This is a genomic window from Pseudochelatococcus sp. G4_1912 (assembly GCF_047501465.1).
Classification (GTDB): domain Bacteria; phylum Pseudomonadota; class Alphaproteobacteria; order Rhizobiales; family Beijerinckiaceae; genus Pseudochelatococcus.
In genome coordinates, this window is sequence record NZ_JAZDRL010000001.1 from 570,254 (window position 1) to 586,619 (window position 16,366).

Genomic DNA, 16,366 nt, shown 5'->3' on the forward strand with positions numbered 1-16,366 from the left:
AGCGAGGACCGAGAGAGCTTTAAAAGGTCTCCATCACACACGGCTAGCCGCGAGCATATAATTTACCGCCAAATCCGATGACTGGCGCCATTGATCTCGCAGTGGATTATAAACAACCCCTCTCCGCTCCGTTACAGCCAGACCATGACGGGTGATTGCACTGGCAAGCTCATCGGGGGTTACAAACTTGTGCCAGTCATGCGTACCACGGGGCAACCAACGCAGAATATATTCAGCTCCCACGATGGCCAGAGCAAATGATTTTGCTGTGCGGTTAAGCGTAGCCATGACCAATAAACCGCCAGGCCGAACAACTGCGCACGTGGCTGCCACAAAGGCATCAACATCTGCCACGTGCTCAACCACTTCCATAGCAAGCACGATATCGAACCGCTCACCATGCGCTGCAACGTCTTCCACCATTTGCGAGCGATAATCGATGGAAAGACCCTGCTGTTGAGCATGGGAGCGCGCTACCGCGAGGTTTTTTTCCGCTGGATCAAGCCCTGTTACTGACGCCCCTAACCGCGCCAGTGGCTCAGACAGAACTCCACCGCCACATCCGATATCGAGTATGTTTAGCCCTGCAAGCGGAGCATCAGATCGGATATCGCGCGCAAAATGATTCGCCGCTAAATCGCGGATAAATTCAACACGTACGGGGTTGAAGCGATGCAAGGGCCGCATAGGCCCATGCGGATCCCACCATGTTTCAGCCAGCCGATCAAAGCGGGCCACCTCTTCAGGATCGACCGTTCCACGCGCTGTATGCGGTTCGGCTCTTTCATTCTGTTGAGCGCCAGTCATCACGTCCTCGTACTTTGGCTTAACTGTGGTTTTATATTTTGAGTTATTCCAATATAACAACATGCGGGCTAGAACCATTGACATGGGAAGCCTTGCTCGGCATCTATACACGCCTTTCATGCCGTTTTCAGCGGTTGAATGCCAATTTCTTAATGGCCGCACTTGCGGCGTTGCCTACGGAAAGCGAACCTGAACCGATCATGGCCCGTCTGGTGTTGAAGTTCGGCGGTACGTCCGTCGCCACAATCGAACGCATCCGCAACGTGGCTCAGCATGTGAAGCGTGAGGTGGATGCTGGTCATCAAGTCGCGGTGGTTGTTTCCGCTATGGCGGGTAAAACCAACGAACTGGTGGAATGGTGTCGCGAAGCCTCGCCTATGCATGATGCGCGCGAATATGATGCCATCGTTGCCTCTGGAGAGCAGGTTACTGCTGGCCTTCTGGCGATTACGCTACAGTCAATGGGGCTTGATGCACGTTCGTGGCTTGGCTGGCAAATCCCGGTTTTGACCGATGGTGCCCATGGCTCAGCGCGCATCACCGGCATTGATGGCGCGCCGCTAATTGAGGCCTTTGAAAATCAGAACCAGATTGCTGTTATTGCTGGTTTTCAAGGGATCCATCAGTCAACTGGCCGCATTACCACGCTAGGTCGTGGTGGCTCAGATACCAGCGCGGTGGCGATTGCTGCAGCAGTTCACGCAGATCGCTGCGATATTTATACAGACGTAGATGGTGTCTATACGACTGATCCACGCGTTGTGCCGCATGCCAGCAGGCTTGACCGCGTGTCGTTTGAAGAGATGCTGGAAATGGCGTCGCTCGGCGCAAAGGTTCTGCAGGTACGTTCGGTCGAACTTGCAATGATTCATAAAGTGCGCACCTTTGTGCGCTCAAGCTTCGACGATCCGGCAGCGCCAACGCCCGGCACCCTGATTTGCGATGAGGAGGATATCTTGGAACAACAGGTTGTGACCGGCATTGCCTTCTCGCGTGATGAAGCGCAAATCACGCTGCGTCGCGTGGCCGATCATCCCGGCATCGCCGCTTCGATCTTCGGCCCACTTGCTGACGCTAACATCAACGTCGACATGATCATTCAGGTTGTGTCGGATGATACGACAACTACCGACATCACTTTCACGGTGCCGGCATCAAGTTATGAGCGGGCGCGTAAAATCATTGAAGAGCAGCGCGAAACGATCCAGTACGCAACGTTACAGGGGGCAACCGATGTCGTGAAAATTTCGGCTATCGGTATCGGTATGCGTAGCCATGCGGGTGTGGCGGCGCGAGGCTTCCGGGCGCTTGCGGATAAAGGCATCAACATTCGTGCAATCACAACGTCCGAGATCAAGTTCTCAGTGTTGATTGATGCTGAGTACACTGAACTTGCGGTTCGTACGCTGCATTCTCTCTACGGCCTCGATAAGAAAGCTGATGTCGTGGCGGAGAAGGCAGCTGAGTAAGCTGCCCTGGCCTTCCCGGGCCGCTAGTAGTTTTGTTGTCCATGATATCCATGTTTCTGCTGAATCATGGATATCAATTTCACGTGCTGTCATCGTATTTTCATGTCATGATATCATTCCTATGCTGAGATATTTATGCTGCGATGCAACAATAGATAAAGCAGCGTAGAAAATAGCTTAAGTGCATGCAGTCGTTTATAGGGCAAAACCACGTTCATGCGTTTGATGTTCCAGGATAAGGGGCTAATATTGCCCAACTCTTTTTATCTGGACACTTGCAGATATGCATGAACCTTGGTTATACCCCAATTAAGGCATGTCGGGGGTCTTCGTGATGACTCGCAGATCGAGACCGATACAGCAAAGCTCGAATTTAACGGGCGGGATGGGAATGGGCTGATGCGGGGAGCGTTAGGGAGCCCACGATTGCTTTTACGTCGTCTCCGGGAAGTGATGGCGGAACCAGTCAGCGCGCAAGAGCGACTGGATAAAGTAGTCGTTGTCATCGCATCCAATATGGTTGCGGAAGTATGCTCCTGCTATGTGCTTCGCGTTGATGGTACGTTGGAGCTTTATGCTACCGAAGGTCTGAATCCTGAAGCTGTTCATTTAACCACTATGCGCCTTGGCGAGGGTATCGTTGGTACCATCGCGCGTGATGCGGCACCGCTCGCTCTAACGGATGCGCAGCTACACCCTGCCTATTCCTACAAGCCTGAGACTGGTGAAGAAGTTTACCACAGCTTTCTTGGTGTGCCGATCCTGCGAGCGGGCAATACATTAGGTGTGCTCGTCGTTCAAAACCGTGCCCACCGCAGCTACACAGAAGAAGAGATCGAAGCGCTGCAGACCACCGCTATGGTGCTCGCTGAAATGATCGCTTCTGGTGAATTACAGGCATTGGCAAAACCTGGTGCAGACATTGCCGTGCGCCGTTCCTTGCACTTACACGGTGTTTCGCTTGCTGACGGTGTCGGGCTTGGGCATGCTGTGATGCATGAGCCGCGCGTGGTGGTTAAGGACCTCATTGCTGACGATCCGCTGGTGGAGCTGGAACGGATTGACAAGGGCATAGCGACCGTCCGCGAGACTATTGATCGGTTGGTTGAGCGAGGCGATGTGGCGCATAATGGCGAGCACCGAGACGTGCTGGAAACAGTCCGTATGTTTGCCAATGATCAGGGCTGGATCAGGCGTGTTCGTGAGGTTGTCCATACGGGTCTTACTGCGGAAGCTGCTGTAGAGCGTGTGCAGTCGGATCTGCGGGCGCGGATGCTGCGTCAGACGGACCCTTATCTGCGTGATCGTCTGCATGATCTGGATGAGCTCTCGGATCGGCTATTGCATGCTCTAGCCGGAGAGCATTTTGGTGCTTCACGCGAGGAGTTACCGGAAAATGCTGTACTGATTGCACGTTCCATGGGGCCTGCTGCGCTGCTGGATTATGATCGTTCGCGCTTGCGCGGTCTTGTGCTTGAAGAAGGGGGCCCTGCAAGTCATATAGCGATTGTGGCACGTGCATTGGGGATTCCGACTGTAAGCGAGATTGCAGGCATTACGGGCCTGGTCGAGTCTGGAGATGCTATCATTGTGGATGGGGCAGCTGGCGATGTTCAGGTGCGCCCTCAGCCGGATGTCCAGGCTGCATATGCCGAAAAGGCGCGGTTACGCGCGAAGCGGCAGGAGCAATACCGCGCGCTGCGTGAATTGCCTGCAATCACTCTTGATGGCACTCCCATTTCGCTTAACCTCAATGCAGGCTTGCTGGTTGATCTGCCGCATGTATCGGAAACGAAAGCGGATGGGATAGGCCTTTTCCGTACCGAGCTGCAGTTCATGATTGCCGAACGGATGCCCTCCACGAGTGAGCAGGAAACCCTCTACCGACAAGTGCTTGATGAACTGAATGATGCGCCAATCACCTTCCGCACACTGGATATCGGCGGTGATAAAGTGTTGCCGTATATGCAGGCGGTGGAAGAGGAAAATCCGGCTCTTGGTTGGCGCGCTATCCGCATCGGTCTTGATCGGCCCGGGCTGCTTCGGGCTCAGGTGCGGGCGCTTCTTAAGGCAGGCGGTGGACGCGCGCTGAAAGTTATGTTCCCGATGGTTGCGACCGTCGAAGAGTTTGTGCGCGCCAAAGCCATTGTTGCGCGTGAACTGGCTTATCTACGCAAACATGGCCATGTGGAGCCGACCTCGCTCGCAGTGGGTGTGATGGTTGAGGTCCCCTCCCTCATTTTCCAAATTGATGAGTTGGTGAAGGTTGCTGACTTTTTATCCATTGGCTCCAATGACTTAATGCAGTTTCTTTATGCAGCAGATCGAGAGAATCGACAGGTATCTGAACGCTTTGATCCGCTTAGCGCCCCTTTGCTGCGAGCATTAAAAGTGGTGCACGATAGCGCTACAGCTGCCAACACGCCAGTTACGCTTTGCGGTGAAATTGGTGGCAAGCCGCTAGAGGCCATGGCGTTAATCGGCATTGGTTTCCGGTCGTTTTCGATGTCACCTGCTTCTATAGGTCCGGTTAAGGCCATGCTGCTGTCACTTGATGTCCAGGCAATCACCGCAGAGATAGAGCATTTACTGGTCACGGCCGGTGAGCGAGGCACGTTACGACAGGCCTTGGCAAGCTTTGCTTCTGCACGAGGTATTCCTGTATAATGGTGTTTGCAAAGTTTTCAGCTTCTCGCGCTTAATGGCCGAGCTCCTTGCCTTCTCATTTTCGTAAGTTTCATGTCCGATATCAGCACACCTCCAGTCGCTCGTTTAGCCGCGATTATTGACCGCCATGCCGTCCTTACAGCAACGCTTGCTGCGGGCGCGGATTCCGATACCTTTGTAGCGTTATCGCGTGAACTGTCGGACCTCGATCCAGTGGTTGATGCAATCCGCACCTATCAGGCAGCGGAATCTAACCTTGCAGACATCGAAGCACTGATTGATGATCCGCAGCTAGACCGCGAAATGCGCGCATTTGCGGCTGATGAGCGTCCAGCTGCTGTCGAACAGTTAGGTGAAGCAGCGCGTGCGCTCACCATTATGTTGTTGCCCAAGGATGCCGCAGACGAAAAGAGCGCTATTCTGGAAATCCGTGCCGGCACTGGTGGTGATGAGGCATCGCTGTTTGCGGGCGATTTGCTGCGCATGTACACGCGTTATGCTGCCATACGTGGATGGTCGGTTGAGGTGCTATCTGAAAGTCCTGGCACGGCGGGTGGCTTTAAGGAAGTTATCGCCGAGGTTAAGGGACGGGGCGTATTTGCGCGGCTGAAGTTTGAGTCTGGTACACACCGGGTGCAGCGCGTGCCAGAAACAGAGACATCAGGCCGTATCCATACTTCAGCAGCCACTGTCGCCGTATTACCGGAAGCAGAAGACGTTGATATCAACATTGATGAAACTGATCTGCGGATTGAAACCATGCGTGCAGGTGGCGCTGGCGGGCAGCATGTAAACAAGACTGAATCGGCCATCCGCATAACGCATATCCCCACGAACACAGTTGTAATGGTGCAAGAAGAGCGCTCCCAGCATCGTAACCGCGCTAAAGCCATGGCGATGCTGCGCGCCAAGCTCTATGATGCAGAGCGCAATCGCACAGATGCTGCGCGCGCGCAGGATCGTAAATTGCAAGTAGGATCAGGAGACCGTTCAGAGCGGATACGCACTTACAATTTTCCGCAAGGGCGGGTGACAGATCACCGCATAAACCTCACGCTCTATAAACTTGATGAGGTTATGATGGGAACCGCCCTCGACCAATTACTTGATGCGCTTATAGCCGAGCATCAGGCCGAGCTTTTGGCCGCGCAGGCTTGAGTAAAAGATGATATTGTCGCCTGTGTCCTCACCCACTTCGCGCAGTCAAGCCTTACGAGAGCTGACAGCGCAATTTCGTAATGCGGGTATTGATACGGCATCGCTGGATGCGCGTTTTTTGCTGATGGAAGCAGCTCATCTGACCGCAACCGATCTTTATGCATGGCCTGATGCGCTTATAGAGCCATCAGATCTCGTGCGGCTGTCAGAGATGGCGCAACGTCGGCTTAATCGTGAGCCTGTTGCGCGTATTTTGGGGCAATGGGAATTTTGGGGTCTGCCCTTTAAGCTCTCGGCGGCTACATTAGTACCGCGACCTGAGACTGAACTAATTATCGAAGCCGCCATAGCTGCCCATAACCGAATCATGACCACGCGCGCGACGTGGCCTTTTCGTTTTGTAGACATCGGAACCGGCACAGGATGTATCGCAATAGCGGTGGCCTCTGAATTGCCGCAGGCAGAGGGTATCGCAATCGATCTCTCACCTGATGCCGCTAGAATGGCGCAGTACAATGCCTTACAAAATAATGTTAATGAGCGATTATCCGTTATCAATGGTTCATGGATAACCATGTTAGGAAATAGCACTGTAGATTTAATCCTGTCTAACCCACCTTATATCGAAACACTTGATATTGCAGGGCTGGCGACCGATGTGAAAGATCACGATCCGCATCTGGCCCTTGATGGTGGCGCAGATGGACTTGATCCCTATCGTGCAATTTTCGCTGATGCCCGGCGTGTTCTGCGTCCAGGTGGTTCTGTAATTGTGGAGTTTGGACAGGGGCAAGCGCCGATGGTTAGCGCAATCGCACAAAAAGAGGGATTATTGGTTGCTCCGCCAATTTTTGATCTTTCTGGTATAGAGCGCGTCATTGTTGCCACATTTGTGTGAAAGATTAAGATGCTCCAATAAGCAATCGCAGAAATAACTTGGCGTGACAGTGGGAAGACGCTAATGTCAAACCATGAATCAGGCTCTGCTGTCGACTGTGGGATTTAAAGTGCGTTTTCGCCTTTAGATATTGGGCAGATTTATTCACCTTTGTGAATCGAACGCATCTGCTAAACAGATGATTCCAGTAGATCTGGATGTTGTATGATCCTTCGGTTAACGACCTTTGTTTACCGTCTCACATGCTGGTTTTCAGCATGAGGTTATTGAGGGTTTGCCAACCTTTGCTTTTCGCTGTCGATCTCGTGGCGGATTACTTGATTGAGATGAATGCGATTTTCGTATGCAGCTCAGCTTTAAGCGGTGGAACATTTTTATCGCGTGCCGAAACTCGGTGTCGAGGAAAGAACAACGCTAATCATTAACCCGATTCTTCATCGACCAATATCGACGAAGAATCATTTTAACCATCCTTATAGCTGTCAGTTATGAGGTGAAAGCACCGGTCTGCGGTTTGGGGCATTAGCTGCCCTTCCCGAGCGAACCGGATGACAACGGGTACGATCCGTACCGCTTGGGGATGAGGTCCCCGCACAATATGGCTCCCAAAGAGATGTCGATGAGACCAGGTCAAAACAGGCGCATGCGCAACCGCACCCGGAAACCACCAAATCCGCTGACAAAGACATTTGAGTCCAATGGACCGGATGTGAAGGTCCGCGGTACAGCGCAGCATATTGCCGAGAAGTACGCACAGCTTTCACGCGATGCCCATGCTTCTGGCGATCCTGTTGCGGCGGAAAACTACCTCCAGCATGCGGAACATTACCTGCGCATCATTCTTGCAGCGCAGGCACAGTTTCCGCAAAGCACCGGCTTCCCACGTTCGTTTGACGATGATCAGGACGATGCCGGGGAAGATGGCGGACTTGATTACAGTGTGCAAAATTATGGCGCACCTCAACCTGAAGCACGCTTCCCTGCCTCTGACGACGATGGACAGCAGCCTGCTATGCAGCCCCGCGAACGCTATCCACGCAATAATGAGCGATATGAGCGCTCTGATCGGCAGGATCGGTTTGAACGCCCCGAAAGGCAAGACCGTTCTGAGCGTCAGGAACGTTTTGAACGTCCTGAAAGGCAGGATCGTCCCGAGCGTTTTGAGCGTCCAGAGCGCCAAGATCGTCAGGAACGCTTTGAACGTCCTGAAAGGCAGGATCGACCAGAACGTCAGGATCGTCGTGAGCGCTTTCGCCGTCGTCGCGATGAAATTGGCAGCTTTGGCCAGCATACTTCTTCAGATGATACCGGTGCAAACCGTCAACCGGCCTTGCCCGCATTTTTGACAACGCCCATCCGCATGCCATCAAGTGATGAGCAGCCAGCACGTCCGCTCACGCATGATCTGGATACAGGCAAGGTCGAGGCTCCACGCCAGGTTGAGCCCGTAGCGGTCAGCGCGCCAGATGCGAGTGATCTGGACAAACCCGCTCCACGGGCACGCCGTCGGCGCATCGTTGCTGACGACACAACTGGTCAAGCAGCTGCTGAAACGTCTGTCGAGACAACAGCTGGAGCAACGACAGTCCGTAAGCCTCGCACAACACGCGTTCGCCGCAAGAGTGTTGATGACGTGCCAGTTGGCGAGTGAAAGTTGCATCGGGGGATCTAATCTAAATTATTCAGATCCCCTTTTAACTATATGATATAATGCATTTATCCCTTCATATGCATGCGCTTCTGCGTGAAAGTATAGTGTTTAATGGCCAATTCACGGTTGGTGATTGACAAAACCACCAATCGGGCCGACATTGCCCCTATTCCGAGGGGGGCCCCGTGAGGGGGCTGAGATTCCGTTATGATCTCCCTGCCGCAGTGGCATCGAATTTCAAAGCGTGTTCCGTTTTGCTGTTTGGTTTGATGCTTTAATTTGGCAGAGGCGAGCGCCACGGTGACCCTTGAACCTGATCCGGGTTATACCGGCGGAGGGACGGGACAATGTTGGCGCTAATGCCTTATCTGCACTCAGCAACTTGTCAGCCGCTTCACGCCCGGATTCTCACTTTCCGGGAGGAGCATTGCTATGACAACCACATCCGATTCAACGCCCAAAATACGCGCTAAAACGACAGCCGCACCTGCTGCCGTTACGACAGGCCCCATTTTAGGATCGCGCAAGATTTATGCTAGTCCAGAGGGACGGCCTGATATCAATGTTCCCTTCAGGGAAATCGCGCTTGACCCCGCCTGCGGTGAAGAACCAGTGCGCGTGCAAGACACATCGGGGGCCTATACCGATACAGATGCTGTCATTAATCTGGAGCAAGGTCTGGCACCGATCCGTGCTTCTTGGCTTGCTAGCCGCGGCTTCGATAGAGTAGAGGCGCGTGCTGTCAAGCCTGAAGACAATGGCTTCTCAGGCGATGTCGCGCCCGAACGTCTTGTACCGGCCTGCCCTGCTGAACGCCCCGTACTCGCAGGGCGCGATGGCCAGTTGGTGACACAATATGAATTCGCTCGCGCGGGCATCATCACTGACGAGATGATTTACGTCGCCCATCGCGAAAACCTTGGTCGTCAAGCTATGGCGGAAGGCGCTGAAAAGCGTCGCGCTGATGGTGAGGATTTTGGAGCGGCTATTCCAACTTTCATTACACCGGAGTTTGTGCGTGAAGAAATCGCGCGTGGCCGTGCCATCATTCCCGCGAACATCAATCATCCAGAGCTTGAACCAACGATCATTGGCCGCAACTTCCTTGTGAAGGTCAACGCCAATATCGGCAATTCCGCAGTTACGTCCTCGGCAGCTGAAGAAGTCGAAAAGCTGGTTTGGGCCACACGCTGGGGTGCCGATACGGTGATGGACCTCTCAACGGGCCGCAATATCCATAATATCCGCGGCTGGATCATGCGTAACTCGCCGGTTCCGATTGGTACGGTGCCAATCTATCAGGCTCTTGAGAAGGTCGATGGCGAACCGGAAAAGCTCACTTGGGAAATTTTCCGCGATACGCTGATCGAACAGGCTGAGCAGGGCGTTGATTATTTCACGATCCATGCTGGCGTGCGCCTTGCGTACGTGCCGCTGACAGCAACACGCGTGACAGGTATCGTTTCACGCGGTGGTTCAATCATGGCGCGTTGGTGCCTGTCGCATCACCGCGAAAGCTTCCTCTACGAGCATTTTGGTGAAATCTGCGACATCATGCGCAAGTATGACGTATCGTTCTCGCTGGGCGATGGCCTACGTCCGGGATCGATTGCTGACGCTAATGATGCGGCCCAGTTTGCCGAGCTTGATACACTTGGTGAGCTAACGAAAATTGCCTGGGAAAAGGGCTGTCAGGTGATGATCGAAGGCCCCGGCCATGTGCCGATGCACAAGATCAAAGCCAACATGGACAAGCAGCTTGAAACCTGCGGTGAAGCCCCCTTCTATACGCTTGGGCCGTTGACGACTGATATCGCACCTGGATACGATCACATCACTTCGGCTATTGGCGCAGCAATGATTGGCTGGTTTGGCACCGCAATGCTCTGCTACGTGACACCGAAAGAGCATCTGGGTCTTCCAAACCGTGACGACGTCAAGACCGGCGTTATTACGTATCGCATTGCTGCCCACGCCGCTGATCTCGCCAAGGGACATCCAGCCGCCAAGTTGCGCGATGATGCACTGTCTCGGGCCCGGTTTGATTTCCGCTGGAATGATCAGTTCAACTTGTCGCTGGACCCCGACACTGCACGCGCTTTCCACGATGAAACCATGCCGAAGGAAGCCCATAAGGTGGCACATTTCTGCTCAATGTGTGGGCCGAAATTCTGCTCAATGCGCATCACCCAGGATCTTCGCATAGAGGCCGAGCGTCTCTCAGGGCTGACTGAAAAGGCACAAGAGTTTAAAGAAAGCGGTGCGCAGCTTTACGTGCCGGCAGCGGAGTAAACCGCACTGGCGGCAAGCCCCCGGAAGTGATCACCATAGGTGGCACCGTAAAATGGCAACGCGTAACTGCGTTGCTTACGGTGCCATTTTCTTTCATGAAGCTGTGATTCATTGGTGATAGAAGCGCATCTTTGACAATGAAAAGAGTTTTGAAGCGCACTTAACAATTCGGTATGCTATTAATAACGCTTATATAAACCATTTTGTGAAACAGTATGGCGACTGACGAGCATCCATATCAATTGCATTCCGAAGCGATGCTTGCAAATGCGGTACCGCCTGCAGCATTGAATCTTATTAAAGCTTTCGGTCTTCACGTTAATTTGCCCGAATTATCTTTCAACGATCAAGATGCATGCCTGGTTAGCTTTGGGGAGCGGATCGTCACGATCACGGTTGATTGTAAAGGCAGTGCTTTGGTGCTGCGGTGCGCAGTGATCCATACACCTGAAGATGCTGATGAGCAGTTTCTTGCACGCTTGCTGGTTGGAAATTTCAGCACTGCCACTGCACGCACGGGTGCATTAGCGATTGACGCTAAGAGCGGAGAAATCATTCTTATGGCACGTCTTTCTCTGATGGGCCTGTCACCAGAAGACTTGCAACATGCCATCGAGAGAATTGCGAATGGCGCTGCATTCTGGCAGCAAGACATTGCGCAAATGCCTCCTCTTGAAACTCTTTAGCCATAACGATGGAGGCTGCTGCCATGCCGCTTGAGCCATGCTTCGGCCTGAGGGGTTGCTGGGCATAATTGATGGGTTAAGCGCCAGAATCTGTCGGAATGATTCATTTCACGTAAATGCGCTACCTCATGGGCTGCCAGGTAATCAAGAACCATTGGCGGTGCAAGAATAAGGCGCCATGAAAAGTTCAATCGTCCTTGAGATGAGCATGAACCCCAGCGGCTCTTTGTATCCCGCAGTGTAATGCTGCGTGCAGGCACTCCAAGCGTTGCGGTATGTCGTGCCACAGCCTCCGACAAATCGCGCCGTGCTTCGGCCTGAAGGAAATCTCGGATGCGGCGCGACAGATGGGGTGGTTCCCCTGTTACCGCAATGATAGGTTCTCCATCTGCGTTTATATGGGCTGTCACACGCCCCCGAACGCCACTCCAGTGAACAATGCGATGCGGCACACCTCGCAGGGGTATCATCGCGTTCGCTTCAAATATAACCAGCCCAGGTAAGCGCTGCATGCGCTGTGAGATCCAGCCACCATGTGCATCAATAAAGCGCTGGGCTGCTTTCACCTCGCCGCGCTCAGGCATGGTCAAAATGACTTCGCCCGTGGCCATCGATACTCGTAAGGTAAAGCGCTTTACACCTGCGCGCGGTCTCACGCGCACACGAAAGCTCTCGCTGCCAAAAACGACGTCGAGATACTCTGGAATGGGCTTGAGAGATCTACGAAACAAGGCAAGAGGCATGGGTATGGCCTGCATCATGGCGACATGCAATCACGTACCGATTCATGTCATGCTGTCAACCAAAAGGCAGTCATACCCTAAAAATCAAATTGCTCTATGACGCATGCGAAAGTTTGCTTCGCGCTCGTGCGGCATAGGGCGGTTGAGCCTTGTTCTCATGATGGACTTCTACGCGATCAATAAAGGCGCAGATCCGCGGCGCAATATCTGTAACAAACCGTTTGCCATTGAAGACGCCATAATGACCTACGCTCATTTGCAGGTGATGATCACGCAGTGCATCGGGTATGAGCGGGCATAATCTGTGAGCGGCATTCGTCTGGCCAACGCCAGAGATATCATCCCGCTCACCCTCAACCGTCATCAAGGCTGTGCGCGAAATTGCTGACAGATCAACCTTCATACCACGATGCAGCAGCTCACCTTTTGGAAGCGAATGCTTGACGAAAACCTCATCCACCGTCTGCAAATAAAAGTCCGCTGTGAGGTCCATTACAGCCAGATATTCATCGTAGAAGGTGCGATGCTTTTCAGCAGAGTCCCCGTCCCCCGTCACAAGATGTTTGAACATATCATGATGGGCAATCAGATGCCGGTCGAGGTTCATGGCCATGAAGCCCGATAGCTGGAGGAAACCCGGATAGACCTCACGCATGTGCCCCGGCCGTGTAAATGGCACCTTGGTGATACAGTTGCGCTTGAACCACGCAATGCCACGCTCTTGCGCAAGCTTGTTGACCTCGGTCGGACTTTCCCGTGTATCGATAGGCCCCCCCATCAGCGTCATAGAACGTGGTACTGATGGGTCTTCCATCGCTTCCATGCACGCGACCGCAGCAATAACCGGGACGGCTGGCTGACATACACCAATCACGTGTGTATCAGGCCCAAGGTGGCGCAGCATGGCGATGACATAATCGATATAGTCGTCGAGGTCGAACCTTCCCGCCGACATAGGAACCATCGAGGCATCATGCCAATCGGTGATGTAGACATCATGCGTTGTCAGAAATGCCTCAACAGTGCCGCGCAACAAGGTGGCGTAGTGGCCAGACATCGGCGCGACAATGAGCAATTTCGGTTGTTTATGCCGCAGCCCCTGCCGCTCAAAGCGGATCAGTTGGCAGAAAGGTGCTTCCCAAACGATGCTCTCACGTATTGAAACGCGTTTGCCTTCGATTTCGACGTTGCCGAAGCCGAATTCAGGCTTTGCATAACGGCGCGTCGTGCGCTCAAATAGCTCACAAGCCGCTGAAATTGTCCGCCCATAGGCGGTGTAGCTAAGCGGGTTGGCGGGGATACTGAACGCATAATGGGTGGCGCTGGATACTGTGCGCACAGGGTGGGTAAAGGCGTGGGCTGCCTCATACCAGTAGTAGGCGAGATTCATTTGCTCCCGGCCTCCATGTTAAGCGCGCTCAACGTATAATGTGCGAGCTCGCAACTTTTCTGATCAACTCTGCACTTTTGCAAAGCCACGTTCGGTTCCGTGCCATTTTTAAGTACCAAGCCATCCAAGATAGCCGTGGAAGTACGCTCTTAATTGCTGCCAGCTTGGCGCTGACTTATCGTCATCTACAACAATCAGATATGCGCAAAACGCTTACCAAACCGACGCCCACCCCTTCTTGAACGTTGCTCATATCGTAATTGTTTTAAGCAAAAAATACAAACCAAGTCATATAAATGGTGTCATATTTCTGCCATGCAATAAGTTACGCGCGCAACTATTAACAGATATTTAATGAATTTGCCGCGATCGCGAAACGTGGAATGCTGCGCATGCTTTGAAAAATGGAAAAATCTGTCACGCGATGGAACAAAAATGCCTTTTCTGATTCGCAGATTTTGACTTGGTAGTATGGATGTCTTGAGAGCATGGCTTGCAAAAAATGCAGGAGCCGCTCATCACGGCCGTAGGAAGTATGACAGGAGATATTCTATGGCAGACCGCCAACACGGTGATATCGGGCATAATGCCCATCGCTTGCGTGTCGATACGCTGGTGCGGCTGCGCTGGCTTGCGGTGATTGGGCAGAGCGTTACGGTTGCGGGAGTGCATTTTGGCCTTGAATTTCCCCTACCCTTCGGCGCCTGCTTCCTCGTTATCGCATGCTCGGCACTGCTCAATATCGGGTTGCGAATACGTTATCCGGTTAGTGTGCGGCTTGATGCGGGGTTGGCGTCTCTCATTCTTGGTTATGATATCTTGCAGCTGTCGTTGCTGCTGTTCCTCACTGGTGGCTTGCAGAACCCGTTTGCTATTCTGGTGCTGGCTCCCGTCATGATTTCAGCTACGGCGCTCACACCATGGCGTACCTTACTGCTAGGTGTATTTGCGTTGCTTTTGACGACGGCGCTGGCTTTTGTACATTTCCCACTGCCCTGGTTTCCGGGGGAAAGCCTTGTGCTGCCCCTGCCCTACATTATCGGCATATGGGTTGCTATTCAGCTTGGCCTTGGTTTTACGGGTGTTTATGCATGGCGAGTGGCTGATGAAGCACGCCAACTTGCTCATGCCCTTTCCGCCACAGAGCTCGTACTAGAGCGCGAACAGCATCTCTCGCAACTGGATGGCCTTGCGGCAGCGGCAGCGCACGAGCTTGGCACACCGCTTGCCACCATCGCGCTCGTTGTGCGTGAACTTGATCGGACGGCTGGTCCTGATCATCCAATGGCAGAAGATCTGACATTATTGCGCGAACAAGTTGGTCGTTGCCGCGACATTCTGGCAAAGCTCACCTCTCTCAGCACTGATGATGCGGGCCCCCTTGGTCGATTGAGCCTGATGCATCTGATCGAAGAGATCGCCGGGCCACAACGTGGGTTTGAAGTGCCAATCACCATTACACGTGATGGCGAGGGACCAGAGCCTTTTATTGCTCGCAATCCCGGGCTGATTTACGGCCTGGGCAATATCATTGATAACGCTGTTGATTATGCTCGTAGTAATGTCCAGATAGAAGCACGCTGGACAGCGGACAAGGTTTCTCTCACTATTCGGGATGATGGACCGGGTTTCGCGTCAGATGTTTTGCTGCGTCTTGGCGAACCTTATGTCACCACAAGAGGTGCAGAGAGGCGTGGAATCGTGCGCCGAAGCCGTGATGATAATGCTGAAGGGCATGGACTCGGCGTTTTCATTGCCAAAACGCTGATTGAACGCTCAGGCGCAGATATAGTATGGACTAATGTGCCATCCCCCGAACGTGGTGCTCTTGTTAAGGTGACATGGCCGCGCCATGCTTTTGAACATTCAGCAAAACCCAACCTGCGCGCAACGGGCGCAGGTGAAACGCTTTCAGATGACGAACATTTAAGCTAAAGCATCAGGAACGCGGAACAAACCAAAAGGAGGAGCGCGATGACGGGTCACAATAATCCGACAGACGGCGCACCCACAACTGAACAACTGGCAGGCGATCAAAGTCTTATTATCATTGATGATGATCATGCCTTCCTCACGCGCCTTGCCCGCGCGATGCAGCAGCGTGGCTATGAAGTGCGCACTGCTGATAGTGTGGCACAAGGCATTGCTTTGATTGAAGAACGCGCGCCCGCTTATGCCGTAATTGATATGCGCCTTGGTGACGGAAATGGGCTGGATGCAATCACGCGGCTCAATGAAATCCGCCCTGATGCACGCGGTATTATTCTGACAGGCTATGGCAACATCGCAACCGCCGTCACGGCTGTGAAGCTTGGTGCCTTTGATTACCTGGCAAAGCCTGCTGATGCTGATGAGATACATGCCGCATTGATGTCGCGTCCAGATGAACGCGCGGCTGTGCCTGAGCATCCAATGTCAGCTGATCGCGTACGGTGGGAGCATATCCAGCGCATTTATGAGTCGTGTAGCCGCAACGTTTCAGAGACAGCTCGCCGCCTGAATATGCATCGGCGGACGTTGCAACGTATATTGGCAAAACGCGCACCGCGCTAAGAGAAACGTGATCGGAAAGGCTTCCCTGTGAATCCAGCCCCTTGTGGGACAT

At 53.2% G+C, this 16,366-nt stretch carries 12 protein-coding genes and 1 riboswitch; of the genes, 9 read left to right on the forward strand and 3 right to left on the reverse strand.

Annotated elements, in window-relative coordinates; genetic code table 11:
- Positions 1-33: 33 nt before the first annotated feature.
- Positions 34-807 carry a bifunctional 2-polyprenyl-6-hydroxyphenol methylase/3-demethylubiquinol 3-O-methyltransferase UbiG gene (ubiG, locus tag VRZ32_RS02705; protein ID WP_414523938.1) on the reverse strand — a complete coding sequence of 258 codons (774 nt, stop codon included), beginning with the start codon at positions 805-807 and terminating at the stop codon, positions 34-36.
- Between the two features lie 200 nt (positions 808-1,007).
- On the opposite strand from ubiG, the gene VRZ32_RS02710 reads away from it, so the two are divergent.
- The 7 genes from VRZ32_RS02710 (at position 1,008) to VRZ32_RS02740 (ending at position 11,628) form a co-directional block, all read left to right on the forward strand.
- Positions 1,008-2,276 carry an aspartate kinase gene (locus tag VRZ32_RS02710; protein ID WP_414525014.1) on the forward strand — a complete coding sequence of 423 codons (1,269 nt, stop codon included), beginning with the start codon at positions 1,008-1,010 and terminating at the stop codon, positions 2,274-2,276.
- A gap of 399 nt (positions 2,277-2,675) precedes the next feature.
- Positions 2,676-4,943: a phosphoenolpyruvate--protein phosphotransferase gene (ptsP, locus tag VRZ32_RS02715; RefSeq protein WP_414523939.1), complete on the forward strand. Its 2,268-nt coding sequence runs from the start codon at positions 2,676-2,678 to the stop codon at positions 4,941-4,943.
- A 72-nt stretch (positions 4,944-5,015) separates the two neighbouring features.
- Positions 5,016-6,101, forward strand: coding sequence for a peptide chain release factor 1 (prfA, locus tag VRZ32_RS02720; protein ID WP_414523941.1), 1,086 nt, complete (start codon positions 5,016-5,018; stop codon positions 6,099-6,101).
- A 7-nt stretch (positions 6,102-6,108) separates the two neighbouring features.
- Positions 6,109-6,999: a peptide chain release factor N(5)-glutamine methyltransferase gene (gene prmC, locus VRZ32_RS02725; RefSeq protein ID WP_414523943.1), complete on the forward strand. Its 891-nt coding sequence runs from the start codon at positions 6,109-6,111 to the stop codon at positions 6,997-6,999.
- A 619-nt stretch (positions 7,000-7,618) separates the two neighbouring features.
- Positions 7,619-8,650: a DUF4167 domain-containing protein gene (locus tag VRZ32_RS02730; protein ID WP_414523944.1), complete on the forward strand. Its 1,032-nt coding sequence runs from the start codon at positions 7,619-7,621 to the stop codon at positions 8,648-8,650.
- Between the two features lie 164 nt (positions 8,651-8,814).
- A riboswitch (TPP riboswitch) is annotated at positions 8,815-9,007 on the forward strand.
- Between the two features lie 75 nt (positions 9,008-9,082).
- Complete coding sequence (gene thiC, locus VRZ32_RS02735; RefSeq protein ID WP_414523946.1) at positions 9,083-10,942, forward strand: phosphomethylpyrimidine synthase ThiC; 1,860 nt, start codon at positions 9,083-9,085, stop codon at positions 10,940-10,942.
- Positions 10,943-11,157: 215 nt separating this feature from the next.
- On the forward strand, positions 11,158-11,628 hold the full coding sequence (locus VRZ32_RS02740) for a type III secretion system chaperone (RefSeq protein WP_414523947.1): 471 nt from the start codon (positions 11,158-11,160) through the stop codon (positions 11,626-11,628).
- Here the strand turns inward: VRZ32_RS02740 and VRZ32_RS02745 are convergent.
- Both VRZ32_RS02745 and VRZ32_RS02750 read right to left on the reverse strand, forming a co-directional pair.
- Positions 11,625-12,371 carry a M48 family metallopeptidase gene (locus tag VRZ32_RS02745; protein WP_414525015.1) on the reverse strand — a complete coding sequence of 249 codons (747 nt, stop codon included), beginning with the start codon at positions 12,369-12,371 and terminating at the stop codon, positions 11,625-11,627. The two genes, VRZ32_RS02740 and VRZ32_RS02745, sit on opposite strands and share 4 nt — an antisense overlap.
- A 94-nt stretch (positions 12,372-12,465) precedes the next feature.
- A complete protein-coding gene (locus VRZ32_RS02750; protein ID WP_414523948.1) occupies positions 12,466-13,761 on the reverse strand; it encodes a polyhydroxyalkanoate depolymerase in 1,296 nt (431 codons plus the stop codon).
- Between the two features lie 552 nt (positions 13,762-14,313).
- Between VRZ32_RS02750 and VRZ32_RS02755 the strand changes: the two genes are divergently transcribed.
- Both VRZ32_RS02755 and VRZ32_RS02760 read left to right on the forward strand, forming a co-directional pair.
- The gene (locus VRZ32_RS02755) at positions 14,314-15,696 is read left to right on the forward strand and encodes an ActS/PrrB/RegB family redox-sensitive histidine kinase (protein ID WP_414523950.1); all 1,383 of its coding nucleotides are present in this window, start codon (positions 14,314-14,316) and stop codon (positions 15,694-15,696) included.
- 39 nt (positions 15,697-15,735) lie between these two features.
- Positions 15,736-16,314: an ActR/PrrA/RegA family redox response regulator transcription factor gene (locus VRZ32_RS02760; RefSeq protein ID WP_414523952.1), complete on the forward strand. Its 579-nt coding sequence runs from the start codon at positions 15,736-15,738 to the stop codon at positions 16,312-16,314.
- The last annotated feature ends 52 nt before the right edge of the window (positions 16,315-16,366 follow it).